Here is a 25470-nt window from a genome sequence, read left to right as displayed (position 1 = left end):
AACTATGTCGTCCGAACGCGTCCGCCGTCGCATGGACGTCCCGCGGACGGTTCGGGCCGCACTCGCGGACCGCCCCGTGGAGGGAGCCGTCTGCCTCGAAGCCGGGGCCGGCGTCGGCAACGCCACCTGTGGGCTCCTCGACGCGGGCGCCGAACGCGTCTACGCGGTCACGAACGACCCCGAACACGCGCGTCTCGTCCGTGACCGCCTCGGAACCAACCAGCAGTCGCGGGCGAGCGTTCTGGAGGCGGACGGTCGCGCCCTTCCCCTCCCGACCGATTCGGTCGAACTCGTCACCGCACACGGACTGTTCAACCTCGTCGCACCCGCCGAACTGGAGGCCATCGTCGCCGAGGTGACCCGCGTGGCGTCGCCGGGGAGTCACCTCGTCGTCGACGACTACGAACCCCTCCCCGAGGACGCCGAGATGCGACGGCTGTTCGCACTGGAGAACGCGGCGACGGAGGCCGCCGACGGCCGGCCCGCGGTGACGTTCTACCCGGCCGACGTTCTCCGGCGTCTGTTCGTCGGAAGCGGGTGGACGTTCGACCGACGGGCGACGCTGTTGGACCCGGTTCCGTGGACCGAGAGCCACGTCCGGGCGCACGTCGGCGTCGCTCGACGTGCCGCAGAGCGGATAGACGGGGAGGTGGGAACGCGGTTGGCGACGGCGGCGGAGCGGACGGGCGCGGAAATCGGGTCGGAGTCGGCGGGCGAGATGTACAGTCTCGCCTTCCGGTCGTCGGGCGGTTCGTCGCGGACTCGGCGGTCAGAGGGGGACGCGGCGGAGAACGCGTCGGGAAGGCGCGACAGGCGGTAGCGGTCCGGAGTTCGATAGTCCGACGCCTACGCCTCCGGCGTCTGTTCGACTTCTTTCCCCTGTAACCGCCGTTCCGCCTCGTCTCTGTCCTCCGGGTAGCCGACGTCGATGCGCCAGCCGTCGAGGCCGATCGCGTCGATGGTTCGACCGCTGCGAATCAGGAGGTCGATGGCCTCGCTTATCTCGTACTCGCCGCGGTTGGAGGGTTGGACGAGGTGGCAGGCGTGGAAGATGGCGGGCGAGAACGTGTAGAACCCCGTCATCACGAGGTTCGACGGCGGGTCGTCCGGTTTCTCGATGACGTCCGTAATCTCGCCGTAGGCGTTGGTGTCGCAGACGCCGTAGCGACTGGCCTCCTCGTACGGCACCTCCTCGACCAGGAACGCGGCGTCCGCGCGGTCCTCTCGCTGGCGCTTGACCACGTCCGCGAGGTTCGCGTCGAAGATGTTGTCGCCGAGAATGAGCATGAAATCGTCGTCGATGTGCTCCTCGACGCTGAGCAACGCGTGAGCGAGGCCCTTCTGTTCGCGCTGGTGCGCGTAGGTTATCGGGGTCCCCTCGTACTCGTCGCCGTAGTGTTCGATTATCCGCTCCTTCAGGTAGCCGACGACGACGACCAACTCGTCGGCGCCCAACTCGGTGAGTTTGTCGAAGCAGTGCGTCAGGATGGGTTCGCCGTCCACCTCGACCATCCCCTTCGGTTTGTCTTCGGTGAGCGGACGAAGTCGGGTCCCCTTCCCTGCGGCGAGTACGACTGCTTTCATCAGTGAGGTGCCACGTCGCTGCGAAGTATTGTTATCCTCTCACTACCGCTCTGCCGTCCGCGCCGAGGCGAGTCTTAGGGCGTTGCAAAGTCCCGAGAGCCGACCGATACGAAGTGTTTCGTCGTGTTAGGCGACGAATAGTCGCCGACGTGACGGGGATTGTCGCCATCATCGAGGGGCGGACGAGACGACCGAACGGACCCCCGGAGACCGTTGGTCGACCACCTTCAGCGCCGGAGGTGGACGGATACGTGTCACCATTTCTATCAGTGAGCCGCCCGAGTTCGAAGTCGAACGGTGATGTAGTCACGATGATGCCGTGGGGTCACCTGGCCGTCGGCTACCTCGTCTACACGGTGGCGACGAGGATACGACACCGGAGGGCACCGCGGGAGTTACCGGTGCTCGCACTCGCCGTGGGGACGCAGTTGCCGGACCTGGTCGACAAACCGCTCAACTGGTGGTTCGGCGTCTTCGACGGGCGAGCTATCGGTCACTCGCTGTTCGTGGCCGTGTTCGTCTGCGCCGTCGCGTTCGCCGTCGCGCGACGATTCGGCGGGGTGTCGGTCGTATCCGCGTTCGCCGTCGGCGTGTTCACCCACCTGCTCGGCGACGCCGTCGGCACGCTCTACTCGGGTGACTATCACCTCGCGGCGTTCGTATCTCCGGTATTAGAGCCGTCTGAAAACAGTTCGTCGGTGGATGACAACTTTCAGGGAGAAAAAGAAGCATCCGCCTTCATTATCTCCTGTTCTAAATAAATATCCGCGTATCTGTAAGTCGAATTCCGAAATACATCTACGGAAGTCGAAAGCAGAATATAGGTGGCGTTACGTCGCCGATTTTTCGGCCGTCGACGCGGATGCTCGCTCGAAGCGGGAGGCGAACCGGTCGCCGTTCGGCCGTCGCCCCGCCGGCACCCACAACACTGTTACCTCGTGGCACGAACCGGGCGGCGTATGCGCCCCGACTGGAACAGCGACGTCCGCGTCACCACGGACTACGCGTACCGCGGACTCGACGCCGTCCTCTTGGAGAACAGTCACCTGCGCGTCGTCGTCCTCGCCGAGAAGGGCGGCGACGTCGTCTCGTTCCGCGACAAGCGAACCGACGTGGACGTACTGTGGCACGCGCCGCACAACTGGAGTGCACCGGCGGACCGGTACCTCCCGTCGGACGCGAACTCGACGTGGAACGACCACTACCCGGGCGGGTGGCAGACGAACCTGCCGAACGCCGGCGGCGGGCACGACATCGCCGGCAGCGAGTACGGTCTGCACGGCGAGAGCGCGTTGCTGCCGTGGGACGCGACGGTCACCCGCGCCGACGGCGACGCCGTGACCGTCCGCCTCGACGTCGAACTCGTGCGCTACCCGTTCACCGTCGAGCGAGAACTGACGATGCGGGCCGGGGAGTCGCGACTCCGAGTGGAGGAGCGCGTGACGAACGAAGGCGGCGTCGAACTCGACTACGTGTGGCAACAGCACCTCGCCCTCGGCCGCCCGTTGCTCGGGCCGGAGGCCCGGTTGGACGTGCCGGCGCGGCGAGGCGTCGTCGAGGAGTACGGCGACGCGTACCCGAACAGGCGACTGGAGAGCGGAGCGGCGTTCGACTGGCCGGACGCGCCCGCGGACGACGGCGGCGAAGTCGACCTCTCGTCCGACTTCCCCGACGCAGACGCCGTGATTCACGACTTGGCGTACGCAGTGGACCTCGAAGACGGCTGGTACGCGCTCACGAATCCGGACGTGGACCTCGGGTTCGCCCTCCGCTTCCCGACTGACCCGTTCGAGACGCTGTGGTACTGGCAGCCGTTCGGCGGGTACGAGGAGGCGCCGTTCTGGAACCGCACGTACAACGTCGGTCTCGAACCGACCACCGCCTACCCCGGCGACACGGACGGCCAGCGAGCGACGGGGACGGTGAAGACGCTGTCTCCGGGCGAGACGGTGTCGGCCGAGTTCGTCGCGACGACGTACGGCGGCCTCTCGTCGGTCGAATCCGTCACGCCCGACGGCGAGGTGCGCGGGACCGAACGCGGCGACGACACGGCGGGAGACGGCGCGGCGAGAGACGGCGCGGCGAGAGACGGCGCGGCGAGAGACGGAACGAGAGGAGACGGCACGAGGGACGACGACGCGGCGTAGGCCGGCGCGCGGCGGGAGGTGCGAGAGACCCACGTTTCTTAACCTCCGGCCGCGCACGTCCCGGTAGTCATGGACGAGGAAACCACCGTCTACGACGAGTTGGGCGTCCCGCGCGTGGTCAACGCCGCCGGGACGAAGACGCGCATCGGCGGGAGTCTCATCCGACCGGAGGCGGTCGAGGCGATGAGCCGGGCTGCCGAGTCGTTCGTGCGACTCTCGGACCTGCAGGTGCGCGCGGGCGAACTCGTCTCCGAGGTGACGGGCGCGGAGGCGGGGTACGTCGGTAGCGGCGCGGCGGCGTGTATGACGCTGGCCGCGGCGGCCGCAATCGCCGGCGACGACCTGGGGGCGATGTCCCGCCTGCCCGACACGGAGGGCGTCCCGAGCGAGATAGTGATGCCGCGAACCCACCGCAACGGCTACGACCACGCGTTCCGCGCCGCGGGCGCGACCATCGTCGACGTCGGCAACAACGACAACTACCTCGGGACGGGGTCGAACGGCACCGAACCGTGGGAACTGGCCGAGGCAATCACCGAGGAGACGGCCGCCGTCGGCTACATGGAGAAGGCGTTCAGCGCGCCGTCGCTGGAGACGGTGGTCGACGTCGCGCACGACCACGACGTGCCGGTCATCGTGGACGCTGCCGCCGAGGTGCCGCCGCGGGAGAACCTCTCGGCGTTCGTCGAGGCGGGCGCGGACATGGTCGTCTTCAGCGGCGGGAAAGCCATCCGCGGCCCGCAGACGACGGGCATCCTCGCGGGGAAGCGAGAGTACGTCCGCTCGGCCGCACTCCAGCATCTGGACATGCACGTCGCCGAGTCCGTCTGGGACCCCCCGAGCGAACTGTTCGACAAGGAGTCGCTCGCCGGCGTCCCGCGGCAGGGCATCGGACGGACGCTGAAGGTGGGCAAGGAGGAACTCGTCGGACTCATCGCGGCGTTGGAGGCGTTCGTCGAGGAGGATCAGGCGGCCCTCGACGCCGAGTGGGAGCGCCGACTCGACGTCGTCGCCGACGAACTCGCGGACTGCGAGGGGCTCTCGCTGCGACGGGAACCGGGCGGGAAACTGATGGTCGCGCCCGAACTCCGGGTCGAGGTCCATCCCGACGCCGCCGGTGTCGACGCGGTGGAACTGGTGGGGTCGCTCCGAAAAGAGGACCCGCGAATATTCGTCGGGTCCGACGAGTTACAGGACGACCTGTTCGCCGTCAACCCGATGTGTCTCGACGACGAGGAGGCCGCGTACGTCGCCGAGCGAATCCGAAGCTACCTCTGAGCCTCACTCCGCCGAGGCGACGACTTCTATCTCGACGCCGATGTCTATCGGCAGGTCGGCGACTTCGACGGCGCTCCGCGCCGGGTACGGCTCCGACACGTACTCCTCGTACACCTCGTTGATGGCGTCGTAGTCCGACATGTCCGTGACGAACACCGTCGTCTTCACGACGCCGTCGAGCGAACTGCCGCCCGCTTCGAGGACGGCCGCGACGTTTTCGAGCGTCCGCGCGGTCTGCTCGCGAATGTCCTCGCTCACCACGTCGCCGGAGTCCGGGTCGACCGGGCCCTGTCCGGAGACGAAGATGCGGTCGCCGTCCCTGATTCCCTGCGAGAAGGGGCCGATGCTGGCGGGTGCTGCGTCGGTCTGAATCTCTTCCATGCGTCGTCCGTGTCGTGTACGGCGGCGGGCTTAGTCGTTACTCCCGCGCGGCCCGCGACCGGTCCGCGAGAGTACGGCGGGGGAACGACTTTGTGAGTGGCACGCGTCTCGCCGGTGAGATGGTCCGCCCAGCGATTCAGCTGTACACGCTCAGAGGACTCGACGCGTCGCTGACGGAGACGCTGCACCGCGTCGCCGACACCGCCTACGAGGGCGTCGAGTTCGCCGGCCTCGGCGAGCAGACGCCCGAAGCGGTCGCCGACGTACTCGCCGAAACCGGACTCGAAGCCGTCGGCGCGCACGTCCCCCTCGAAACGCTCCGGACGGAGTACGACGAGACGGTCGGGGCGTACCGGACCGTCGGCTGCGAGCGCATCGTCGTCCCGACGTACGGCGAGGAGGGGTTCGCGTCGGTGGCCGCGGTTGAGGCGACGGCCGATGAACTCTCCTCGCTCGCCGACCGACTCCGCGAGGACGGCTTCGAGACGCACTACCACAACCACGCCTACGAGTTCGCCGCCGTGGACGGCGACGGCGAGACGGCGTACGACGCGTTCGCGACGCGGACCGACGACCGACTGGGACTGGAGTTCGACGTGGGACTGGCGCGGCACGGCGGCGTCGACCCGACGGCGTATCTCGACCGCTACGCCGACCGCATCTCGCTGGTCCACCTGACCGATACGGTCCCCGGCGACGACGACACCCTGCACGTCGAACTCGGCGAGGGAGTGGTTGACCTCCCGGCGTGCGCCCGGGCGGCCGTCGACGCCGACGCGGCGTGGGTCGTCCACGAGAACGGGTTGACGACCGACCCGGCGGCGACGCTCGCGTCGAGCACGGACCGGGTGGCGGCGCTCCTCGACGAGACCTGAGTCGCCGCGGCGCGACTGGCGGACGAGCGTCGCCGGTGGGGAGGCCGTCGGTGACGCCAACCCCGTCGCAGTCTCCCGATACGGTCCGCCGTTCTGCGACGCCGGAGACGCGACAGGTCACAATGCTTATCAGAGGCGATACGGTACAGATTCGCATGGAAGGCATCGTCGTGGTCGGGCACGATGCGGCGGTGCAAGCGCACGCTACGCGCTACGCGCGATTGGACGGCGCGGCCGTCAGGGGCGTCGTCACCGGAGGCGACTCGGACCAGACGGTCGACGGACTGCGGTACGAGTCGGTCGCGGACGCTCTCGCGGAGACGGACGTCGACGGCGTCGACGTCTGCGGTCCCGGGTTCGCGCACCCGGGCGCGCTGACGGGCGCACTCGACGCCGGAGTGCCGGTCCGGTGCGACCCGCCGTTCGCGCTCTCGGAGTCGCGGTTCGACGACGTCGTCTCGCTCGCGTCGGACGGCGACGGGTGGGTGGCGGCGCACTCGCCGCACCGGTTCTCCCGACTGTACGAACAGCTTCGCTCGGCCGTCGAGGCGGGCAGCATCGGCGACGTCGGCGTGGCGCGAGTCAAACGGACCGCGCCGTTCGACGCCGGCGACTGGAACGCGTCGTACGACGGCGTCCGCGCCGTCGAGTCGTTCGAGGACGCCCTCTGCGCCGTCGTCGCACACGACGTCGACGTGTTCGAGTGGACGTTCGGTCCGGTCGAGCGAGCGTTCGCGCGGGCCCGCGAGGGTGACCGCTGCGACCACGTTCACGCCGTCCTCGCGTTCCGAGAGGGCGGGCGCGGCACCGTCGAGACGACGTGGTGTGCCGACTCGCCCCCGGCGCCGCGAGTCGAAGTGGAGTACAGCGGGTCGCACGGCCGACTCGACTTCGACGACGGCGACGTCTCCTCGACGTTGCACGCGGCCGGGACGCCGGTCGACGTGGACCCACCGGAGGACGACTGCCGGGGACGCTGCCTGCACCAGTTCGTCGAGTCCCTCCGCGGCGGTGACAGACCCCCTGCCGGCGTCGAACCGACGGGACCGTCGCGAGTCGCCGTCGCGATGCGGCGGTCCATCGCGGCCGGTGAACCGCGGACCCTCGCGGAGGCGTCGCGATGACCGTCCGCGTCGGCATCTGTTCGACGGCGCACGTCAACGCCGAGGTGTACGCGGCACTCCTGGCGAAACTCCCCGACGTGGACCTCGTCGGCGTCTCCGAGCAGACCAGAGAGCAGGCGCACAAGCTGGCGGGGACGGTCGGTACCGCGGCGATGACGCACCGCGAACTCGTCCGCGCCGCAGACGGCGTCGTCGTCTGCTCGCCGACGGCCGTCCACGAGGAACTGGTGGACCTCGCGCTCCGCCACGACGTGGCCGTCCTCTGCGAGAAACCGCTCGCGACGTCGCTCTCGACGGCGAAGGCCATCCGGGACCGCTGTGCGAAGCGCGGCCTGCCGACGGGAATGGCGATGCCGATTCGGCACAGCCGACCGATGGCACGGCTCAAGGAGCGCTACGAGGCGGGGTCAATCGGCGAACTCGTCTCCGTCTCCGGCACCAACCGCGGTCGGATGCCGGGCGGCTGGTTCGTCGACCCCGAACTCGCCGGCGGGGGAGCCGTCGCGGACCACACCGACCACATCGTCGACGTGGTCCGGTGGATAACGAGCGAGGAGGTCGAGGAGGTGTACGCCGAGACCGGAACGCGGTTCTACGAACTGCCGGTCGAGGACGTGAACCTGCTGTCGATGACGCTCTCGAACGGCGCGTCGTTCTTCCTCGACGGGTCGTGGAGTACGCCGCAGAAGAACCCGTTCTGGGGGGACGCGAGCGTCGAACTCGTCGGCACCGAGACGACGCTGTCCGGGGACTGCTTCGGCCGACGGTACACGCACGTCAGCGACACGAGCAAGGACCGGAGCAACGAGTCGATATTCTGGGGCGCGGACCCGAACAACGCGCTGTTGCGCGAGTTCGTCGCGGCGATTCGCGGCGAGGCGACCCCGGCCACGTCCATGGACGACGCGGTCCGGACCGCCGCCGTCATCGCCGCGGCGTACGAGTCCGCCGAACGCGGCGAACCGGTCGAAGTGACGTACTGACTCTCCGTTCTCCGCGCTGTCGACGGGCGGTTCGACTCAGTTGGACGGCGCAGTGAGTTCCGATTTCTCGACGGCGACCGGTTCGGTCTCGGCTATCGACTCGTAGGCGGCTTCGACCACGGCGACGTCCTCGACGGCGTCCGCCCCCGTCTTCGACGGAGGGCGGTCCTCCGCGACGGCCTCCACGAAGTCGTCGACGAGTCCCTCGTCGGGGTTCGACCCCCAGTAGAGCGACTTGATGCCGGGGTCGCCGGCGTCGCGCGTCTGCTTTATCGTCTGGTCGAAGCAGTCGATGGAGACGACGCCCTCGGTGCCGACGAGTCGGAGCGTCGCGTCGCCCCAGAAGTCCCACTCGTCGGGTTTGCTCCACGACCCGTCGAGGACGAACTCGGTGCCGTCGGTGAGCGTCATCGACAGCAGGTTCACGTCTTCGACCTCGATGTCGTGGAAGCGCGTGTCCGCCTCCGCGTACACTTCCTCGACCTCCTCACCGGTTATCCATCGGACCACGTCGAGGAGGTGGACCGAGTGGTCGACGACGGCGCCGCCGCCGGAGGCGTCGCTCTCGACGAACCACCCGCCGGGCATCTTCCCGCGGTTCGTCCCGCGGAGGAACTGCAGGTCGCCCAGCGCGCCGTTGTCCATCGCCGTCTTCGCGTTCAGGACGGGTTGGCTGAAGCGGAGCGGCATCGCCACGCCGAGGTTGACGCCGGCGTCCCGACAGGTCTCGACCATCTCCTCGGCCTCCGCCACCGTCGGCGCGAGGGGTTTCTCGCAGAGGACGTCCGCGCCGGCGTCGGCGGCGCGTTCGACCCAGTCGAGGTGGTCGACGTTCGTCGAGCAGACGACGACGCCGTCGGCGTCGGCGAGCAACGCGTCGGCGTCCCGGTACTCGACGCCGTACTCCGCGGCCTTCGAGCGACCCCGGTCGGCGTCCGCCGCGGCGTCGGTGACGCCGACGAACTCGGCGTCGGGGTGGTCGTCGAGAGCGGCGGCGTAGGAGTCGGCGTGCAGGTGCGCGGTCGAACAGATGCCGAGACGGACGGTCACGTGCCCACCTCCGCGGGCGCGACGGGTTCACCGCGCTCGCTCGACTCGATGGCCGCGAGGGCGATTTTGACCGCCTGCCGGGCGTCGTCGGGAGTGATTTCCGGCTCCCGACCGGTCTCGGCGCACTCGACGAAGTGTTCGAGTTCCTTCGTGTATGGACTCACCGCCAGCGGACTGGCCGGCGCGTTCGCCCCCTCCGCGCCGCCGGAGACGCGGACGGCGTTCTCGTCTCGGGCGTCGAACTCCAGCAAGCCCTCGTCCCCCGCGAACTCGTAGCTCGTGACGAACGGCGACCCCTCCGGGTAGGCCCAGGAGGCTTCGACGTGGCCGACCGTCCCGTCCTCGAAGCGGAGGACGACCGACGAGTGCTGGTGCAAGTGGCCGTCGTCCCACTCGGCGGTCCGGGCGAACACGCGGTCGACTTCGCCGACGACCCACCGGAGATAGTCGAAGTCGTGGATGGCCATGTCGAGCAGGACGCCGCCGCTCTGCTCCTTGTCGCCGAACCACGAGTTCGTGCCGTAGCGCGGCGGCGACGAGAGCCGTTCGGTGGTCATCGTCCCCGGCGCGCCGATTTCGCCGGCGTCGATTCGTCGCTTCGCCTCGACGTACTCGGGGAAGTACCGCAACACGTGTCCCGTCATGAAGGTGACGTCGGCGTCCGCGACGGCGTCGACGATGGCGTCCGCGTCCGCCGCGGTGCGAGCGAGCGGTTTCTCGCAGAACGCCGAGAGCCCGCGGTCGACGGCGGCCTCGATGAACGGTCGGTGTGTCGGCGTCGGCGAGCAGATGTCGACGGCGGTGAGGTCCGCCTCGTCCATCATCTGTTCGGCGTCGTCGTACGTGTCCGCGTCCGGCGTGTGCGCCGCGGCGAACGCCTCCTTGTCGTCTTCGAGAGACGCGACGGCGACGACCTCCGCGCCGGGTATCTCTTGGTAACAATTCGCATGGGTCTCGGCCATGAAGCCACTCCCCACTAGTCCAATTCGTTGCATCGGATTTATCGTGCGGAACTGGAGGTATTAAAGTTTGTGCAGCCGCGGACGACGGTTAGATGTTCGACCACGTCGTCGTGACCGTCCCGGACGTGAACCCGACGCCGGCGAATCGGTCGCTCTGATCGAACACCGACCGGACGACCGACGGGTCCTCTAAGAGCCGGTGCTGGAGGTAGCTCCCGCGGGCGCGTCCGTCGCCCGTCCGTTCGATTTCGAGGACTTCGAGGAACTCCCACTCGCGCAGCAGGTCGTGGACGCGTCGCTTCGAGAGCGTCTCGAGTCCCGCGTCCGCGCAGATGTCCTCGTAGGCCGCGTACACCTCCGCGGTCTTGAACGTCCGCGTCTTCTCGACGAGGGCGAGCGAGACGACCGAGAGCAGCGCCGCCTTCTGTTGGGCCGTCGCGCCCGCGAGGAGCGCTCTGACCCGGTCGCGTTCGGCGAGGGTCCGCGCCTCCCGCACGTGGTCGGCGGTGATGGTGTCGGCCCCCTCGTTCGCGGCGAGTTCGCCGGTGTGGCGGAGCAGGTTGATGGCCTTCCGGGCGTCGCCGTGTTCCTCGGCGGCGAGCGACGCGCACTCGGACACCGCGTCGTCAGAGAGCACGCCGCTGTCGAACGCGTCCAATCGACTGCGGACTATCTCGCGGAGCGCTTCGCGGTCGTACGGGGTGAAGACCAGTTCGCGCTCCTGGAGGCTGCTCTTGACCCGTTCCTCCAGTCGGTCGCGGTACTTGATCTTGTTACTGATGCCGACGATGCCGACCGAACAGTGCCGGAGTTTCTTCGCCTCCGTCGCCCGCGACAACTGCATGAGAAAGTCCGTCCCGTCGAGGCAGTCTATCTCGTCGAGGACGACGAAGGCGACGTCGAAGCGGTCGTCGAGAACCTCCCACAGGAGGCTGTAGTACCGAGAACGACCGTAGCCGCTCTCCGGGACGGTGACGTCCGTCTCCTCGGGGTCGTTCAATCCGCGGGCGGTCGCTCGCACGGCGCGCGTCTCCGTGTTCTCCTGCGAACAGTCGACGATGACGCGACCGACCGTGACGTCGTTCTCGCTCGCGGCGGCGACGATGCGGTTCGTGGTGTAGCGGGCGCAGAGCGACTTGCCCGTCCCGGTCTTCCCGTACAGGAAGACGTTACTCGGGTCGTCGCCGGTGATGGCGGGGTTGAGAGCGGTCGCGAGACGGCGGATCTCCTCGTTCCGCGCGACGATGTGGGACGGGTCGGGGACGTACCCCACGTCGAGGAGTTCCTTCTTCGAGAAGACGTGGTCCTGCGCGCTGAACGCGTCCCCGAGGCCGCTGGCGTTCTCGACCGGTCCGCCCTGCCGTGTCATGAGTTGACAATACGCCGACGCGCTCCATAAACGCACCGGGCAGTCGCAGGCAAGGGCCGGCCGTTCCCGTCTCCGAACACCACCCCCTCCCCTCGTTTCACCTGTATCGCATTACAGACCTACTATCGTAATGCCGTGTGAGTCGTTTACTACCGAAGGAGTTCACGTGAACGGCGTTCGCAGTCGCTGCGGGCGTTCGTAGCGAGTGAAGTCGACAGAAGGGACTACGGGGGCCGACTGGCCGAAGCCGTCAGCCGAGGTACTCGTCGGCCCCTTTGTGCAGGGGGACGAACCCCTCGGCGAACTCGACGCCTCTGGTCCGCCCGAGGACGCGCGCCTCGGCGCGGACGCCCTCGACGAGGCCGTCGAACTCCGCGTCGATGCCGCCGTGTTCCTCCAGCCACTCGACCTGTGACTCGTGTTGGAGAATCGCCTCCTCTTTCGTCGAGTGGTGGTCGGTCACGTCGATGTGAACCTCCGGTTCGAACGACGACGTCGGCTTGCCGAAGTAGTAGACGTTGTCCGGTTCGCACGGGTCCGCGTCCGTCTCCAACAGCGGCAGCGAACACATGTAGTAGGCGTCGGTGACGAGTCGGGAGGTGACGCGGTGGTCGGGATGCATGTCGTCGCGGAAGTGCGTGAGGACGACGTCCGGTCGCAGTTCGCGGAGTTCTTCGACGAGGGTGAGTCGGTTCTCCAGCGAGTACGTCACCCGGCCGTCCTGGAAGTCGAGGAACGACGCCTCCGCGCCGAGTGTCTCGGCGGCCGCCTCCGCCTCTGCCTCGCGCGTCGCGGCCAGTTCCGCCTCGGTGGTGTCGAACCCGCCGTACTCGCCGCGGGTCATGTACACGATAGTCACGTCGTCGCCACGGTCAGCGTGCTTTGCGAGCGTCCCGCCGCAGAAGATGTCTGCGTCGTCGGGATGCGCGACTACTGCTGTGAGATGCATACACACGATAGTGAGAGAAACCGCTAATAAGCGTTGCGCCGGGCGAGACGCGTGCCCGGCGACGCGGCGAGCGAGTCGGGGAGCGCGCGCGAACGGCGTCGGAAGCGACGCGGCGTCACGAGAAGAGGTACGAGAGGTCCGACTGCACGCGCGGGAGCATCCGCTCCGCCGCCGTCCGGTACGGCGGAACCTCCGCGGTCACCCAGCCGTCGTAGCCGGCGTCGCGCAACGCCGCCTCGACGGCGGGCCAGTCCACGTCGCCCTCCAGCGGATAGGTGAACGCCTCCATCGTGTCCACGTCGGTCCGGTAGTCCTTCACGTGGACGCGTTCGATGCGGTCGCCGAGGATACGAATCCACTGCTCGGGGTGGCCGAACCGCCTGACGTTGCCCACGTCGAAGTACGCCCCGACGGGGCCCGACGCGGAGGCTCGGTCGACGAACTCGGCGAACTCCATCGGCGAGAGCAGGAAGTCGTTCCAGACGTTCTCGACGCAGACGGTTACGCCGTGTTCGGCGCCGACGGTCGCCAGCGCGCGAACGGAGTTCAGCGCCCGGTCGTACACCTCGTCGTACGGTTCGGACTCGCCGACGACGCCGGGGACGACGAGGACGGCACCCGCGCCGAGTTCGGCCGCGAGTTCGATCATCCGTTCGCCCACGTCGATGCCGGCCGCGCGCGTGGCGTCGTCGTCGCTCGCCAACTGGCGGTCCCAGTGGAGCGTCGTCGCGACGGCGGGGACGGCGAGTCCGAGTTCGTCAAGTCGGTCGGCGAACGCGGCGACCGAGTCGTCGTCCCAGAGCGGTCCGTCCGCGGTCAGGTTCGGTTCGATGCCGTCGTACCCGGCGTCGGCGACGAGTTCGGCGTTCCGACCGAGCCCGTCCGCTGGGAATCCCATCTGGTTCAGTGCGAACTGCATGCGGCCCCACGTGCGTCCCGAACCGAGTTAATGGTTCGTGTGACGTGAGCGAATGTCACGGCTACCGGTCCGTGCCGTCACCGCGGGGCAAGAAATTTATATCGCGAGAGGATTTTGACGGTACATGGGAACGCTTAGCCTGGGAGAGTTGACCAAAGTATTTCAGGACGGCGGTGGCGAGATAGTCGCCGTCGACGGTCTGGACATCGACATCGAGGACGGCGAGTTCGTCGTGTTCGTCGGCCCGTCCGGCTGTGGCAAGTCGACGACGCTCCGCTGTATCGCCGGTCTCGAACTCCCGTCGAGTGGCTCCATCGTGCTCAACGGCGACGACATCACCGACAAGAGCGCGACCGACCGAGACATGGCGATGGTGTTCCAGAACTACGCGCTCTACCCCCACATGACGGCGCGGGAGAACATGTCGTTCGGTCTGCGGATGGGGACCGACCTCTCGAAGGAGGTCATCAGCGACCGGGTGCAGGAGACGGCCGAGATGATGGGCATCGAGGACCTCCTGGAGAAGAAGCCCGGCGAACTGTCCGGCGGTCAGCAACAGCGTGTCGCCCTCGGGCGGTCCATCGTGCGCGAACCGGAGGTGTTCCTGATGGACGAACCGCTCTCCAACCTGGACGCCAAACTCCGCACGACGATGCGGACCGAACTGCAGGAACTCCAGCAACGCCTCGGCGTCACGACTATCTACGTCACGCACGACCAGACGGAGGCGATGACGATGGGCGACCGAGTCGCCATCCTGAACGACGGCGAACTCCAGCAGATAGGCACCCCGCTGGAGTGTTATCACGAACCGGCCAACGAGTTCGTCGCCGGCTTCATCGGGTCGCCCTCGATGAACTTCATCGACGTCTCGGTCCGGACCGGCGCGAGCGAACTCGTCCACGACCGATTCACCTACCCTCTGAGCCGAGAGACGCAGTCGCTGGTCGAGGACGCCGGTGCCAGCGACGCCCTCACGCTCGGCATCCGACCGGAGGACGTCCGCGTCGTCTCGGAGGCGACGGACGCCTCGTTCCCCGTCACCGTGCAGGTGGTCGAACCGCTCGGCGAGGTCAGCTACGTCTACTTCGAACTCGAGGACGGCGTGACGTACACCGTGAGCGTCGGCGGCGACGTGCTCATCGAGGAGGGTACGACGGTCCACATCGAGTTCCCCGAGGAGAAGATACACCTGTTCGACGGGGCGACGGGCGAGGCCATCAAGAACCGGACCGCACCGAAAGAGATGACGCTGGACCGCCAGAGCGTCTGACTCCCGAGCGAACCGGGCTGTGTCGCCGGGCGGTCGTCCGTCGACGGCCGACGCTCGCTCTCAGACTGCGACTGATTGTCGTACATATTGACCATATGCAAAACCATTAAATGGCGTGAAATATGTCATGGGAACGCATGACTAGAGTCAACAGGCGAACGCTCCTCGGAGCGATCGGAACGGCCGGCGTCGCCGGTCTCGCAGGGTGTAGCGGTGGAACCGGTACGGAGACCACCGGCGGCGGCGGTGGCACCGAAGGCGGGAGTACGACGAGTGGCGGTGACACCGAAGGCGGGAGCGACTCCGGGTCGGGACAGATGCCGGATTCGATGACGAACTGGGCGTGGAACGACCCCTCGCTCCAGCCCGTCAGGGAGGACCAGGCGGCCGAGTTCGAGGAGATGACGGGGACGTCCATCAACTGGCAGACGTTCCCCTTCGGCGACTTCACGGCCAAGTTCACGTCGGCGCTGCAGGGAGGCAACGCGCCCGACACCACCGCGCTGTCGGTGCTGTGGGTGCCCCGCTACGCCGCCCAGAACGTCATCCTCGACCTCGAACAGGAGGGGTTCAGTTCGGACAACTACGTCGGCGGTGCCAAGCGAAACGCCATGACGAACGGCTCGCTGTACAGCGTCCCGTGGTACGCCGACTGCCGCGCCCTCGCCATCAACAAGACGATGTTCGAGGCGGCCGGCCTGGAGATTCCGGACCCGATGACGCGTCCCTCGTGGGAGGAGTGGAAGTCCTGGGTCGACGCGCTCGCGGAGGAACACGGGACCGGGTACGGGATGCCGGCGGGCGAGGGGTTCGACGGCTTCGTGCTCTCGAACGGCGGCGGCTACATCAACGACGACGCCAGCGAGGCCATCATCAACAACGACGTCGCCCTCGAAGCCGCCGAGTTCCTCCAGCCGATGGTGACGGACGGGAAGATAGAGACGTACACCGGGGGCGGCGCGACGACGGCCGGCGCCCAGTTCGAGTCGAAGAACATCCCGATGTACTACGCCGGGTCGTGGGACTACGGCCGCATGGAGGACGCCGGACTCGACTGGCAGTACGTCCCGCACCCGAGCGGGCCGCAGATAGACACCAGTCACACGTGGAGCGCCGGCGTCTACTACTCGGTCCCCAGTCGCGGCGGGGCCAACCAGGAGGCCGGCCTCCGGTTCCTCGAGTACATCTCCTCGGTCGAGACGCAGAAGAAGGTCGTCGAGGCCATCGGCGGCTTCCCCGGACTGAAGGAGGCGTACGAGACGGACTACTTCAACAACTACATCGAGGAACACCCGAAGCTGAAGACGATAGAGCAGGAGATGTCGAACACCATCGCCTTCCCGGACCACCCCGAAGTCGGGACGATGTGGACGGCGGTCCACACGCAGGCGGAGGCGCTCTGGACGGGGACCGAGCCGAAGCAGGCGCTCGACAAGGCCGCACAGGAGATAGAGAGTGTCCTCTGAAGACCCCTCTCCCATTCAGCGATGAGCACACACACAGCACGGGAGATTCCGAAGCAGGTGTCCGAGTGGCTGACGGAGACCGGCCTCGTGGACGGCCAGACGAACCCGATGTGGTACCTCATCGTCGTCCCGAAGGTGGTCCTGTTCGGGGTCATCATGGTCATCCCGTTCATCGGGGCGTTCTACGTCAGCTTCCACGAGTGGGCACCGCTCGCGCAGACGCATCCCTTCGTCGGCCTGGAGAACTACGTGCAGTTGCTCAACGACGAGGTGTTCTGGAAGTCGCTGCAGAACACCGCCTTCTACGCCGCGATGCTGCTGCTGTTCGACGTGCCCATCGCGCTCGGGTTGGCGCTCCTGCTCAACATGAAGCTCCGGGGGACGCGCTTCTACTCGGCGGCCATCTTCCTGCCCGTCGTCACCTCCTGGGTCGTCGTCTCGCTCATCTGGACCTGGATATACAGCCCGACGAACGGCATCCTGAACGTCACGCTGGCGTCGCTCGGACTGCCCACGTACGACTGGCTGGGCAACCGCTCGCTGGCGATGCCGGCCATCACGGCGATGAGCATCTGGAAGCACATCGGGTTCAACATGGTCATCTTCCTCGCCGGCCTCGGCGGGATTCCCGACCACTACTACGAGGCCGCCATCGTGGACGGCGCGTCCCGCTGGCAGCGCTTCCGGTACATCACCCTGCCCCTGCTCAAGCCGACGGCGTTCTTCGTCGTCACCGTGACGATGATCTTCTCGTTCCGCGTCTACACGCAGGTGTACGTCATGACGAACGGCGGTCCGGTCAACTCGACGTACACGCTGATGTTCTACTTCTGGGAGCAGGGCTTCGGCCAGTTCAACTACGGCTACGCCAGCGCGATGGCCGTCGTGCTCCTCGTCATCGTGTTCACGTTGAGCATCTTCCAACAGCAAACGTGGGGGTCCGACGTTGAGTACTGACCTCGACCTCGGCAGCGAGGACCGACCGCAGTCGGGTCACGCCGCCGGTGCCGGCCAGTACGTCGTCAAGGCCCTCGCGCACGGCATCCTCATCGTCGCGAGCGCGCTCGCCGTCGTCCCGTTCGCGTACGCGCTCCTGACCTCGATGAAGCCCGAGGAGAACATCTTCAGCACGATGGGACAGCTCATCCCGGCGGAGCCGACGCTGATGAACTACGTCAACATCTGGATGCAGAACCCGCTGGACCGGTGGATATTCAACAGCCTCCTGCTGGCCGCCGGCGTCGTCTTTTTCACCCTGCTGCTCGACAGTCTCGCGGGCTACGCGCTCGCGAAGGGCGACTTCAAGGGACAGCGGTTCGTCTACCTGCTCGTCGTCGGGACGCTCATCGTCCCCCCGCAGGCCATCGTCGTCCCGCTGTACATCGAGATGTCGCAGTTCGACCTCGTCAACACGTACTGGGCGGTGATGCTGCTCTACATCGCCAACCCGTTCGGGGTGTTCATGATGCGGCAGTTCTTCCTCTCGGTGCCCGACTCCTACCTGGAGGCGGCACGGATGGACGGCTGCAGCACCCTGCAGATATACACCCGCATCATGCTCCCCATGGCGAAGCCGGCGCTGTCGTCGCTGGCCGTGTTCACGTTCACGTTCATCTGGGGGGCGTTCCTCTGGCCGCTCATCGTCCTCTCGGACTCGTCGATGTACCCGCTACAGGTCGGTCTCGCCGGCCTCACCGGACAGTACGGCTCCCAGTGGGGGCAGCTGATGGCCGCGGCCATCATCGCCGCGCTCCCGGTCATCACCGCCTACCTGCTGGCGCAGAAGACGTTCATGGAGGGCATCGCCCTCACGGGGTCGAAAGGATGACCACACTCGCCACACTCGCCGCATTCGCGGCCGTCCCCCTGCGAATCGGCACGGCCGGACTCGACCAACGCGTGTGGGCCGGCGTGCTCGTCTTCGGCTTCGTCACGCTCGCGCTCGGCTACCTCTCGTTCGTCAGACGGGAGTTCGGCGCCGGCATCGTGCTGAAGGCCGGGACGGTGCTGCTGTTCGTCCTGACGCTCCTGTCGTACTTCTGGCCGAGTCGCCCCTGGCCGCACTGACTCTTTCACGGGGTATTTTATCTCCCTCTCTCCTACACGACTGGCATGAGCGCACGATGGTGGTACGGCGCCGCGACGACGGCCGTTGCGTGGGCCGTCTACCTCTTCCTCGGTCGGTCTGCGGACCTCGTGGCACTCCTCTCGACGGCGGGGGTCGGTCTCGGACTCCGCGTCGGCCTGTTCGCCCTCTGGTTCCTGTTGCCCGTCTTCGTCGCCCTCGACTGGCGCGCCGTCCGCGAGGACGCCGCCTGGGACCTCGCACTCGGTCCGTGGCTCCTCGTCTCGGTCGTCTGGTTGGCGAACGTCGCCGCCGGAACCGCGTACTGCGTCCGCCGCGAGAGCGCGCTTCGGAACACGGTCCCGTCCGGACGGTGGGCGTACGGCGTCGCCGCCGGCGTCGCGTTCTGGGTCGCTCTCGTCCTCGTCAACCTCCTCTCGGCGGTGGTCGAGACGGGCGTCGTCGGCGCCGTCTTCGCGGGCCCCCTCGTCCTCGTCGCCCTCGCCGGCCTCCCGTTGGCCTGTTATCTCGACGTCGAACACGTCCGCGGACACACGCACTGGTCCCCGTCGAAGCGGTTCTGGTTGGCCGGCGTCAGCGTCCCGGTGGTGAACGTCTTCGTCGGCGGAGCGTACCTGCTCCGCCGGCGCGCCGAGTTCGCGGAGACGAGCGACCCCGACACCGTCGAACTCCGCGGCGTCGAGGCGGAACCCGTCGAGCCCGTCCCCTCGCCGTGGTACCGCCGCATCGCCCTCGCGACGGCCGCCTACTTCCTGCTGTTCGTCGTCCTCGGCGGCACGCCGGGCCTCCTCTCGGTCGGCCTGTGGCGACTGGCGGCGCTCCTGTGGCTCCCGTTCGGTCTCGCGCTCCTCCCGATGGTCCACCTCGACGTCGAGGCGCTCCGCGACTACGGCCTCGACTGGGGCCCGACGCGGTATCTCTACCTGAGTGCGGCCCTGCTTCCCCCCGTCGCGTTCGCCTACCTGCTCCGCCGGTCCACGATGGGTCGGCGCGCGCTCTCGCTGCCGTAGTCCGACGCTCGGCGACCGCTCGCCCGGGCGGCCGTCGGACGGACTGCCGCCGGGGAACCATTCATGTGAGTCGGTCGCGTGGTCGTCCCCATGAGAGTCGCAGTCGGCGCGATGAGCCACGAGACGAACACGTTCGCGGACGGCACGACCGGAATCGAGTCGTTCGCGACGGCGACGGGGACGGACCTGCCGGACGCCGACGGCGTCGGCCGGTCGCTCGGCGGTATCGTCGAGACGCTGGCGGACGCCGACGCCGAGATACTGCCCACGGCCGGGGCGAGCGCGCTCCCGGGACCGACCGTCGAGCGCGAGGCGTTCGAGTGGGTCCGAGCGGAGTTCCGCGCCCGTCTGGACGGCGAGACGGTCGACGGCGTCTGTCTCGACCTCCACGGGTCGATGTCCGTCGAGGGCGAACCGGACCCCGAAGGTGCGCTCCTCGCGTCCGTTCGCGAGGCGGTCGGTCCCGAGGTGCCCGTCACCGCCGCGCTGGACATGCACGCGACGGTTACCGAGCGCATGGTCGCCCACCTCGACGGCGTCGCGGGCTATCGCACCGCCCCGCACACGGACGTCGAGGAGACGGGCGCGCGAGCGGCGGACCTGTTGCTCGCGTCGCTGTCCGGCGAGGCGTCGCTCGCACTCGGGTGGGAGCCGTTCCCGATGCTGTTGGCCGGCGAGCGGTCCGAGTCGGAGGCCGAACCGATGCGCACCCTGCTGGAGCGGTTGCGCGAGGCCGACGAGACGGACGGCGTCTACGACGCCAACTACTTCCTCGGGTTCCCGTGGGCCGACTCGCCGCACGCGGGCTGTCACGCGCTCGTCACCGGCGACGCCTCGGCGTCCGCGACGGTCGAAGAGACGGCGACGGACCTCGCGGCGGCGTTCTGGCGACGGCGCGACGAGTTCGACTTCACGACGGAGGCGCACGACCCGGCGGCCGCGCTGGACGAGGCCGCCGCCGCGGACGCGCGGCCCGTCGTCGTCGCCGACACGGGCGACATCCCCGGCGCGGGGGCGGGCGAGAACGCGACGAACCTCCTCGCGATGCTGCTGGAGCGGTCGGACCTCGGGCGGCCCGTCGTCGCCGTCGTCGCCGACGCCGACAGTCACGCGACGTGCCGGGCCGCGGAGCGCGGTACCGCCGTCTCGCTCTCGCTCGGCCGCGCCTACCCCGAGGGGACGCCGCTCGACGTCTCCGGAACCGTCCTCGCGCATCACGACACCGACGACGCGAGGACGGCGCTCGTCTCGCTCGACGAGGGCGTCGACGTCGTCGTCGCGGACCGCCGGACCAACGTCCACCGCGACCCGGCGTTCCTCCGTCGCCTCGGCGTCGACCCGTCCGCGCGGCGGGTCGTCGCCCTCAAGAGCGGCTACCTGAGTCCGGCGTGGAAGGACCTCGCCGCCAAGCGTCTGTTCGCCTTGACGCGAGGGGAGACCGACCAGCGACTCGCGTCGCTCCCGTACGAACGCGTCCCGCGCCCCTGCTACCCGCTGGACGAGGACGTGACGTGGTCGCCGTAGACGGTCGGAGGGTGACCGACCGCACCGGCGACGGGCGACGGCTACCGCGTCGGGACGCTCACCCCACCACGCTCAGCCATCGGCGGGAACGAAGCCGTCGGCACCGAGCGACCCGTCGAGGAGGGCGCTCACCGCGACGACGGCGAAGCCCACGGCGGCGGCGTACGCGTACATCGACTGGACGCCGACGACGTCGAGCAGGCGTCCCGCGGCGAGTTCGCCGACGCCCGTGCCGGCGGCGAAGCCGAACCCGGTGAGAAACGTCTGCGCCGTCGAACCGATGGCCGCGGGCGCGAGTTCGTGCGCGAGGTTCACCGCCGCGAGCATGAACGCCGCGTAGCCGACGCCGAGTAGCAACTGCATCGCGACGACGAACGCCGGCGCCGGGGCCGACGCGTAGAACCCGAACGCGACGATGTGACAGCCGGCACCCGCGACCAGCAAACTGCGGTACGTCGTCGTGAACCGCGCGGCGGTGAGGAAGACGACGGCCTCCGCGAGCGTCTTCGCGGCGACCGAGAGCCCGGTTATCGCGTCGGTCCCGCCGATGCTGCGGACGTACACCGACAGGTACGCGCTCCCGGCGGGGAACATCGTCCCCATGAGGAACGCGGCGACCAGCAGGGCGGCGAAGTTCCGGTCTCTCACGAGCGACGCGGCCCGGAGACCGACGCTCTCGGTCGGCGGCCGACTCGCGACGGGGATGCGCAGGACGATGACGGCGAGGACGGCCATCCCGGCGGCGAAGGCGTAGAAGACGACGACCGAACCGACGCGGGAACTGAGTAGCCCGGTTCCGAGCGCTGCGACGCCGAACGCGATACTGCCGAACGCGCGGACGCCGCCGTACGACAACCCCGTCGAGAGCAGCATCGAGTTGGCGACGGGCTTCACCGGGGCGCGGAACGCCGCGAACGCGACGGTGACGGCCGCCAGAAGCGGGAACACGGCCGCAGTCTGCGGATAGAGGAGCCCCAGCGCCCCCGAGACGGCGACGCTCGACAGCAGGATTCGCTTCTGCGCGCCGAACCGGTCGCTCAACAGCCCCCACCCCGGGAGCGCGGCGATGCCGGCCACCTTGAGCAGGAAGCCGATGGTCCCCATCTGGACGCCGGTCAAGCCGACGGTCTCGAAGTAGGCGTTCCGGAACACGACGAACCCGCTCCACGCCGCGAAGTAGAGGAAGTAGAAGGCTCTAAAGTGGCGACGCTGGTCCATCGACTCCGGGTTCAGCGCCCAGCATCTTAATCGCTCGGCTCCGTTCGGCGTCCGCCGCGACGCGAGCGCAACTCAGGGCGTGTCGAACTCGACCACCGTCTTGATGACGTCGTCGCCCGTCTCGAACGCCGCGTCGGCGTCGTCGGGGTCGTAGACGCCGGTGACCAACGCGTCGGTGAACCAGTCGGGGAACGCCGTGAGGCGGTCTTTGGCGGCCTCGTACTGCCCCACGTTGGAGTTGACGCTCCCGAACAGCGCCTTGTTCTCCAGCACGAGTTCGCGGTGCAGTCGGCCGCCGTCGATCTCGAACGTCCAGTCCTCGGGGATGCCGAGGAGCGCACCGACGCCGTTCGGCGCGAGGGCGTCCACCGTCTCGAAGGCGTGCTTCGCGTACCCCGTCGCCTCGTAGACGAAGTCGACCGCCTCGTGCGCCTCGGGTATCTCGTCGACGGGCGTCTGTCGGGAGTCCACGTAGGTGCTGCCGAGACGGTCGACGATGTCGACGGTCGGGTCGGGTCTGTCCCGCCGCCCCAGACAGTAGGTCCGGTCGAACGGCGAGCGCTCCGTCTCCAGCATCGCGAGGGTGAGCAGCCCGAGCGGTCCGTTGCCGAGGACGAGTGCGCTCTCGGGTCGCCAGTCGAACGCCGACCGGGCGGCGAACGCGTGTTCGAACGCCTTCTCGGAGTTCGATATCGGCTCCACGAGGAAGCCGTACTCGGCGAACGAGTCCGGGACGGGAACCAGAAACTCGGGGGGACTGGTGAACAACTCCGACATGTAGCCGTGCGCGCCGACGATACCGCGTTCGACGTACGCGCCGTCGGGCGCCATGTCGGGTTCGCCGCGTTCGAAGTGGCCGCCGTCGGCACCGCTGGGTCGCCGAACGGTCGGGACGACGAGCGACCCCTCCTCCAGACCCGTCCCGTTCGCGTCTTCGACCACGGCGACGGCCTCGTGACCCAGAATCTGGTGGTCGTCGCCCTCGGGATACCCGCCGTGATTGCCCGCGATTACCTCGTGGTCGGTGCCGTCGATGCCGACTCTGAGCGTTCGCAAGAGGGCCTCCCCCGCTTCGGGGGTCGGGTCCGGTACCTCGATGAGTTCGGGGCCGGACCCCTCGCGCGTCACGGCGACTGCCTTCATACGAGACCACCTCTCCGGTCGAGACGCCGGGCGTCCGTTCGGGGACGACCGACGCCGTCGTCACTGCTCGGCATGAGTTCGGGTTGTTCGCAGGGCGAGTTAAACACACCGACGCGAGGAGGAACGCACACGTCGTCACGCGTTACAGTCTCGGCACGGCGAGTATAGCTTCTTTAGCCGCCCGAACGAAGAACGCTCGAAACATGATATCCCTCCTCGTCGTCTACGGAACCGGTGAAGGACAGACGGAGAAAGTGGCGTCGCGAATCGCCGAGGTGCTTCGCGAACGCGGCCACGACGCGACCACGGTGAACGCCGGGGACCCACCCGCCGACCTCGACGTGTCGGCGTACGACGCCGTCCTCGTCGGGGCGTCCATCCACGCCGGCAAACACCAGGAGGCGGTCCGGACCTTCGTCGAGTCCGCTCGCGACACGCTGGCGGCGCGACCGACCGCGTTCTTCCAGGTGTCGCTGACCTCCTCCCGCGACGACGAGGAGGCGGCGGCACAGGCGGCGACGTACGTCGAGGAGTTCGTCGACGCCACGGGGTGGCATCCGGACCGAATCGGCCTGTTCGGCGGCGCGTTGCGCTACTCCGAGTACGGGTTCTTCAAGCGCCTCCTGATGCGTCAGATCGTGAAGAAGACGATGCCGGAGGTGGACGGCTCCGAGGACGTCGAGTTCACCGACTGGGACGAAGTCGAGGCGTTCGCCGCCGACGTCGCCGCGTTCGTGGAGGGACGACTCGGCGTCGTTCCGCCGTCCGCAGACGGGGTCACCGAGTCGTAGTCCTCCCGGACCCCATCGCGACGCCGTCGCGTTCGTGTCGTCGTAGCGGAGCCTGAAAGTCGTTCGTGTCCGAATAGACGAATCTGCAGATAGAATCGGGAGGTATGAACACAGTAATACATTAGATGCTATTAGTATCGGAAAGAGTACGCTTAGTAGCGTCGCTGTGTTCTCGAAATCGCCGTTCGACCTCTATCTCCCGGTATCTATCGACGTATCCGGCGAACGAAGCTGTCGGTTCGGTCGTCAGACGCGCAACGGCCACCGACGGCGTCCGCGGGCCCAACGTCGTTTGTCTACCCATTCGTGTTCACCATAAATGTTCAGTACGTGTGTTCAGCGTGTTCATCGACCGCCGCCCGGGTCGGCATCGTCGCACGGAGCCGTCACACCGGGCGAGCGGACGGCCGGTCGTCGGGAGCCTCGTAGACGGCGAGGAACGGTGCACCGGTCTCCGACTCCGGGCAGGCGTCGGTTCGCTGGATCGGGAACGTCTCCCCGGAGAGGTTGGCGCCGTCGAGGTACAGCCCCACCGGGTACGTCTTCTCGGAGAAACTCAGCACGTGCTCGTTGTATCCGTCTCGGACGTTCAGATGCGCGTGGACGGGACGTTGGCGTTCACCCGAGTCCGTCGACCGCCGGTGCGCGCTCCAGTCTCCCGCCGGACACACGGCGTAGTTCGGCGCGTCGACGCGTTCGGGAAGCGGCGTCGGATTCGTCACGACCACGGAGGCGACGCGCAACTGATTGCGGTCGGAGTCCGGCACCGTGACCTCGCTTTGCGATCGGAGTTCGTACGCGGGGCCGCCGGAGGCGACGTCCACGACGAGGACGCCGGCGACGAGAGCGGCGACCACGACCAGCGCGAGTGTGGCCCGACGGCCCGTGGTGAAGCGGTCGTTCTCGTCTACCCGCGTCCGCACCCAGAAGAGTACGGCCGCCACGGCCAGCAGACCGGCGACGGTGAGTGCGTTCCCGACGTCGAACGTGTTCACCGTCTCGACGAAGAGCGCGACGGCCGAGACGACGACCACGCCGTAACCGAGCAGGGTCAACTGGTGGTCGCTCGTCCGTTGCGTGAGCGCGAAGACACCGGCGAGGAACAGGACGACCAGAGCGAACTTCGAGACGGGCGAGTAGCCGAACTCCACGTCGACGACGAAGACGACGACGGCGATGGTCGCGACGATGGCCGCGGCGCCGTTGAACAGCGTGTCGGAGTCGAAGTCGACCATGCCGTTTCGTGACACCGCGAGATAAAGTACCTCCCGTTGAGACAAAGGCCCGTTTCAGCCACCGCCGAATACCGACCGGCCGCGTGCGCTCGTCGCGTCGTCG

General features: G+C 68.0%; 25 protein-coding genes. 15 read left to right on the top strand and 10 right to left on the bottom strand.

What is annotated here, in order from left to right; translation table 11 throughout:
• Positions 1-31 precede the first annotated feature (31 nt).
• Positions 32-820 carry a class I SAM-dependent methyltransferase gene (locus BM310_RS16575; RefSeq protein WP_089809939.1) on the top strand — a complete coding sequence of 263 codons (789 nt, stop codon included), beginning with the start codon at positions 32-34 and terminating at the stop codon, positions 818-820.
• Between the two features lie 26 nt (positions 821-846).
• Here the strand turns inward: BM310_RS16575 and aglF are convergent, their stop codons facing one another.
• Positions 847-1584, bottom strand: a complete 738-nt coding sequence (gene aglF, locus BM310_RS16570) for a UTP--glucose-1-phosphate uridylyltransferase AglF (protein WP_089809800.1) — start codon at positions 1582-1584, stop codon at positions 847-849.
• A gap of 311 nt (positions 1585-1895) precedes the next feature.
• Here aglF and BM310_RS16565 point away from each other — a divergent pair, with 311 nt between their 5' ends.
• The 3 genes from BM310_RS16565 to BM310_RS16555 all read left to right on the top strand — a co-directional run bounded on the left by BM310_RS16565 (position 1896) and on the right by BM310_RS16555 (position 5009).
• Positions 1896-2345 (top strand): metal-dependent hydrolase, encoded by a 450-nt coding sequence (locus tag BM310_RS16565; protein WP_089809798.1) that lies wholly within the window; start codon positions 1896-1898, stop codon positions 2343-2345.
• Between the two features lie 198 nt (positions 2346-2543).
• Positions 2544-3731 carry an aldose 1-epimerase gene (locus tag BM310_RS16560; protein ID WP_089809796.1) on the top strand — a complete coding sequence of 396 codons (1188 nt, stop codon included), beginning with the start codon at positions 2544-2546 and terminating at the stop codon, positions 3729-3731.
• 69 nt (positions 3732-3800) lie between these two features.
• Positions 3801-5009: an aminotransferase class V-fold PLP-dependent enzyme gene (locus BM310_RS16555; RefSeq protein ID WP_089809794.1), complete on the top strand. Its 1209-nt coding sequence runs from the start codon at positions 3801-3803 to the stop codon at positions 5007-5009.
• Between the two features lie 3 nt (positions 5010-5012).
• Here BM310_RS16555 and BM310_RS16550 read toward each other — a convergent pair whose 3' ends face one another.
• Positions 5013-5390 (bottom strand): Rid family detoxifying hydrolase, encoded by a 378-nt coding sequence (locus tag BM310_RS16550; RefSeq protein WP_089809792.1) that lies wholly within the window; start codon positions 5388-5390, stop codon positions 5013-5015.
• Between the two features lie 119 nt (positions 5391-5509).
• Here BM310_RS16550 and BM310_RS16545 point away from each other — a divergent pair, with 119 nt between their 5' ends.
• The 3 genes from BM310_RS16545 (at position 5510) to BM310_RS16535 (ending at position 8372) form a co-directional block, all read left to right on the top strand.
• Positions 5510-6265 carry a sugar phosphate isomerase/epimerase family protein gene (locus BM310_RS16545; RefSeq protein ID WP_089809790.1) on the top strand — a complete coding sequence of 252 codons (756 nt, stop codon included), beginning with the start codon at positions 5510-5512 and terminating at the stop codon, positions 6263-6265.
• Between the two features lie 155 nt (positions 6266-6420).
• Positions 6421-7389, top strand: coding sequence for a Gfo/Idh/MocA family protein (locus tag BM310_RS16540; protein WP_089809789.1), 969 nt, complete (start codon positions 6421-6423; stop codon positions 7387-7389).
• The gene (locus BM310_RS16535; protein ID WP_089809787.1) at positions 7386-8372 is read left to right on the top strand and encodes a Gfo/Idh/MocA family protein; all 987 of its coding nucleotides are present in this window, start codon (positions 7386-7388) and stop codon (positions 8370-8372) included. Before BM310_RS16540 ends, BM310_RS16535 begins: the two co-directional genes overlap by 4 nt.
• Positions 8373-8408: 36 nt before the next feature.
• Here the strand turns inward: BM310_RS16535 and BM310_RS16530 are convergent, their stop codons facing one another.
• The 5 genes from BM310_RS16530 to BM310_RS16510 all read right to left on the bottom strand — a co-directional run bounded on the left by BM310_RS16530 (position 8409) and on the right by BM310_RS16510 (position 13621).
• A complete protein-coding gene (locus tag BM310_RS16530; RefSeq protein ID WP_089809785.1) occupies positions 8409-9422 on the bottom strand; it encodes a Gfo/Idh/MocA family protein in 1014 nt (337 codons plus the stop codon).
• Positions 9419-10417 carry a Gfo/Idh/MocA family protein gene (locus BM310_RS16525; protein ID WP_089809782.1) on the bottom strand — a complete coding sequence of 333 codons (999 nt, stop codon included), beginning with the start codon at positions 10415-10417 and terminating at the stop codon, positions 9419-9421. Before BM310_RS16525 ends, BM310_RS16530 begins: the two co-directional genes overlap by 4 nt.
• A 55-nt stretch (positions 10418-10472) precedes the next feature.
• The gene (locus BM310_RS16520; protein WP_089809780.1) at positions 10473-11753 is read right to left on the bottom strand and encodes a Cdc6/Cdc18 family protein; all 1281 of its coding nucleotides are present in this window, start codon (positions 11751-11753) and stop codon (positions 10473-10475) included.
• Positions 11754-12003: 250 nt separating this feature from the next.
• Positions 12004-12702, bottom strand: coding sequence for a PIG-L deacetylase family protein (locus BM310_RS16515; protein WP_089809779.1), 699 nt, complete (start codon positions 12700-12702; stop codon positions 12004-12006).
• Positions 12703-12817: 115 nt separating this feature from the next.
• Entirely contained in the window at positions 12818-13621 is an 804-nt protein-coding gene (locus BM310_RS16510; RefSeq protein ID WP_089809777.1) for a sugar phosphate isomerase/epimerase family protein, read from the bottom strand.
• Positions 13622-13745: 124 nt separating this feature from the next.
• Between BM310_RS16510 and BM310_RS16505 the strand changes: the two genes are divergently transcribed.
• The 7 genes from BM310_RS16505 (at position 13746) to BM310_RS16475 (ending at position 20980) form a co-directional block, all read left to right on the top strand.
• On the top strand, positions 13746-14894 hold the full coding sequence (locus BM310_RS16505) for an ABC transporter ATP-binding protein (protein WP_089809774.1): 1149 nt from the start codon (positions 13746-13748) through the stop codon (positions 14892-14894).
• A 137-nt stretch (positions 14895-15031) separates the two neighbouring features.
• Positions 15032-16360, top strand: coding sequence for an extracellular solute-binding protein (locus tag BM310_RS16500; protein WP_245778527.1), 1329 nt, complete (start codon positions 15032-15034; stop codon positions 16358-16360).
• A 21-nt stretch (positions 16361-16381) separates the two neighbouring features.
• Entirely contained in the window at positions 16382-17317 is a 936-nt protein-coding gene (locus BM310_RS16495; protein WP_089809771.1) for a carbohydrate ABC transporter permease, read from the top strand.
• Complete coding sequence (locus BM310_RS16490; RefSeq protein WP_089809769.1) at positions 17307-18188, top strand: carbohydrate ABC transporter permease; 882 nt, start codon at positions 17307-17309, stop codon at positions 18186-18188. The genes BM310_RS16495 and BM310_RS16490 overlap by 11 nt, the downstream gene beginning before the upstream one ends.
• Positions 18185-18427 carry a hypothetical protein gene (locus BM310_RS16485; protein WP_089809767.1) on the top strand — a complete coding sequence of 81 codons (243 nt, stop codon included), beginning with the start codon at positions 18185-18187 and terminating at the stop codon, positions 18425-18427. The genes BM310_RS16490 and BM310_RS16485 overlap by 4 nt, the downstream gene beginning before the upstream one ends.
• Positions 18428-18472: 45 nt before the next feature.
• Positions 18473-19456, top strand: a complete 984-nt coding sequence (locus tag BM310_RS16480; protein WP_089809765.1) for a hypothetical protein — start codon at positions 18473-18475, stop codon at positions 19454-19456.
• Between the two features lie 90 nt (positions 19457-19546).
• Positions 19547-20980 carry a M81 family metallopeptidase gene (locus BM310_RS16475; RefSeq protein ID WP_089809763.1) on the top strand — a complete coding sequence of 478 codons (1434 nt, stop codon included), beginning with the start codon at positions 19547-19549 and terminating at the stop codon, positions 20978-20980.
• Positions 20981-21052: 72 nt separating this feature from the next.
• Here the strand turns inward: BM310_RS16475 and BM310_RS16470 are convergent, their stop codons facing one another.
• Both BM310_RS16470 and BM310_RS16465 read right to left on the bottom strand, forming a co-directional pair.
• A complete protein-coding gene (locus tag BM310_RS16470) occupies positions 21053-22198 on the bottom strand; it encodes an MFS transporter (protein WP_089809761.1) in 1146 nt (381 codons plus the stop codon).
• Positions 22199-22270: 72 nt separating this feature from the next.
• Positions 22271-23341 (bottom strand): glucose 1-dehydrogenase, encoded by a 1071-nt coding sequence (locus BM310_RS16465; protein ID WP_089809759.1) that lies wholly within the window; start codon positions 23339-23341, stop codon positions 22271-22273.
• A 203-nt stretch (positions 23342-23544) separates the two neighbouring features.
• Between BM310_RS16465 and BM310_RS16460 the strand changes: the two genes are divergently transcribed.
• Positions 23545-24132, top strand: a complete 588-nt coding sequence (locus BM310_RS16460) for a flavodoxin domain-containing protein (protein WP_089809757.1) — start codon at positions 23545-23547, stop codon at positions 24130-24132.
• Between the two features lie 386 nt (positions 24133-24518).
• Here BM310_RS16460 and BM310_RS16455 read toward each other — a convergent pair whose 3' ends face one another.
• A complete protein-coding gene (locus tag BM310_RS16455) occupies positions 24519-25367 on the bottom strand; it encodes a hypothetical protein (RefSeq protein ID WP_089809755.1) in 849 nt (282 codons plus the stop codon).
• Positions 25368-25470 lie beyond the last annotated feature (103 nt).

It is taken from the genome of Halogeometricum rufum (assembly GCF_900112175.1).
GTDB classification, from domain to species: Archaea; Halobacteriota; Halobacteria; order Halobacteriales; family Haloferacaceae; genus Halogeometricum; species Halogeometricum rufum.
Note: the sequence above shows the minus strand (reverse complement) of the source record. Positions and strands in the feature narration are given on the sequence as shown.

Excerpts from the sequence above, each read along its gene's own strand:
- BM310_RS16525 (WP_089809782.1), bottom strand. The coding sequence starts at position 10,417 with ATGCAACGAATTGGACTAGTGGGGAGTGGCTTCATGGCCGAGACCCAT.
- BM310_RS16565 (WP_089809798.1), top strand. The coding sequence starts at position 1,896 with ATGATGCCGTGGGGTCACCTGGCCGTCGGCTACCTCGTCTACACGGTG.
- BM310_RS16485 (WP_089809767.1), top strand. The coding sequence starts at position 18,185 with ATGACCACACTCGCCACACTCGCCGCATTCGCGGCCGTCCCCCTGCGA.
- BM310_RS16480 (WP_089809765.1), top strand. The coding sequence starts at position 18,473 with ATGAGCGCACGATGGTGGTACGGCGCCGCGACGACGGCCGTTGCGTGG.
- BM310_RS16550 (WP_089809792.1), bottom strand. The coding sequence starts at position 5,390 with ATGGAAGAGATTCAGACCGACGCAGCACCCGCCAGCATCGGCCCCTTC.
- BM310_RS16510 (WP_089809777.1), bottom strand. The coding sequence starts at position 13,621 with ATGCAGTTCGCACTGAACCAGATGGGATTCCCAGCGGACGGGCTCGGT.
- BM310_RS16575 (WP_089809939.1), top strand. The coding sequence starts at position 32 with ATGGACGTCCCGCGGACGGTTCGGGCCGCACTCGCGGACCGCCCCGTG.
- BM310_RS16535 (WP_089809787.1), top strand. The coding sequence starts at position 7,386 with ATGACCGTCCGCGTCGGCATCTGTTCGACGGCGCACGTCAACGCCGAG.
- BM310_RS16500 (WP_245778527.1), top strand. The coding sequence starts at position 15,032 with ATGACTAGAGTCAACAGGCGAACGCTCCTCGGAGCGATCGGAACGGCC.
- BM310_RS16465 (WP_089809759.1), bottom strand. The coding sequence starts at position 23,341 with ATGAAGGCAGTCGCCGTGACGCGCGAGGGGTCCGGCCCCGAACTCATC.
- BM310_RS16520 (WP_089809780.1), bottom strand. The coding sequence starts at position 11,753 with ATGACACGGCAGGGCGGACCGGTCGAGAACGCCAGCGGCCTCGGGGAC.
- BM310_RS16515 (WP_089809779.1), bottom strand. The coding sequence starts at position 12,702 with ATGCATCTCACAGCAGTAGTCGCGCATCCCGACGACGCAGACATCTTC.
- BM310_RS16460 (WP_089809757.1), top strand. The coding sequence starts at position 23,545 with ATGATATCCCTCCTCGTCGTCTACGGAACCGGTGAAGGACAGACGGAG.
- BM310_RS16475 (WP_089809763.1), top strand. The coding sequence starts at position 19,547 with ATGAGAGTCGCAGTCGGCGCGATGAGCCACGAGACGAACACGTTCGCG.
- BM310_RS16545 (WP_089809790.1), top strand. The coding sequence starts at position 5,510 with ATGGTCCGCCCAGCGATTCAGCTGTACACGCTCAGAGGACTCGACGCG.
- BM310_RS16495 (WP_089809771.1), top strand. The coding sequence starts at position 16,382 with ATGAGCACACACACAGCACGGGAGATTCCGAAGCAGGTGTCCGAGTGG.
- BM310_RS16470 (WP_089809761.1), bottom strand. The coding sequence starts at position 22,198 with ATGGACCAGCGTCGCCACTTTAGAGCCTTCTACTTCCTCTACTTCGCG.
- BM310_RS16540 (WP_089809789.1), top strand. The coding sequence starts at position 6,421 with ATGGAAGGCATCGTCGTGGTCGGGCACGATGCGGCGGTGCAAGCGCAC.
- BM310_RS16555 (WP_089809794.1), top strand. The coding sequence starts at position 3,801 with ATGGACGAGGAAACCACCGTCTACGACGAGTTGGGCGTCCCGCGCGTG.
- BM310_RS16505 (WP_089809774.1), top strand. The coding sequence starts at position 13,746 with ATGGGAACGCTTAGCCTGGGAGAGTTGACCAAAGTATTTCAGGACGGC.
- BM310_RS16560 (WP_089809796.1), top strand. The coding sequence starts at position 2,544 with ATGCGCCCCGACTGGAACAGCGACGTCCGCGTCACCACGGACTACGCG.
- BM310_RS16455 (WP_089809755.1), bottom strand. The coding sequence starts at position 25,367 with ATGGTCGACTTCGACTCCGACACGCTGTTCAACGGCGCCGCGGCCATC.
- aglF (WP_089809800.1), bottom strand. The coding sequence starts at position 1,584 with ATGAAAGCAGTCGTACTCGCCGCAGGGAAGGGGACCCGACTTCGTCCG.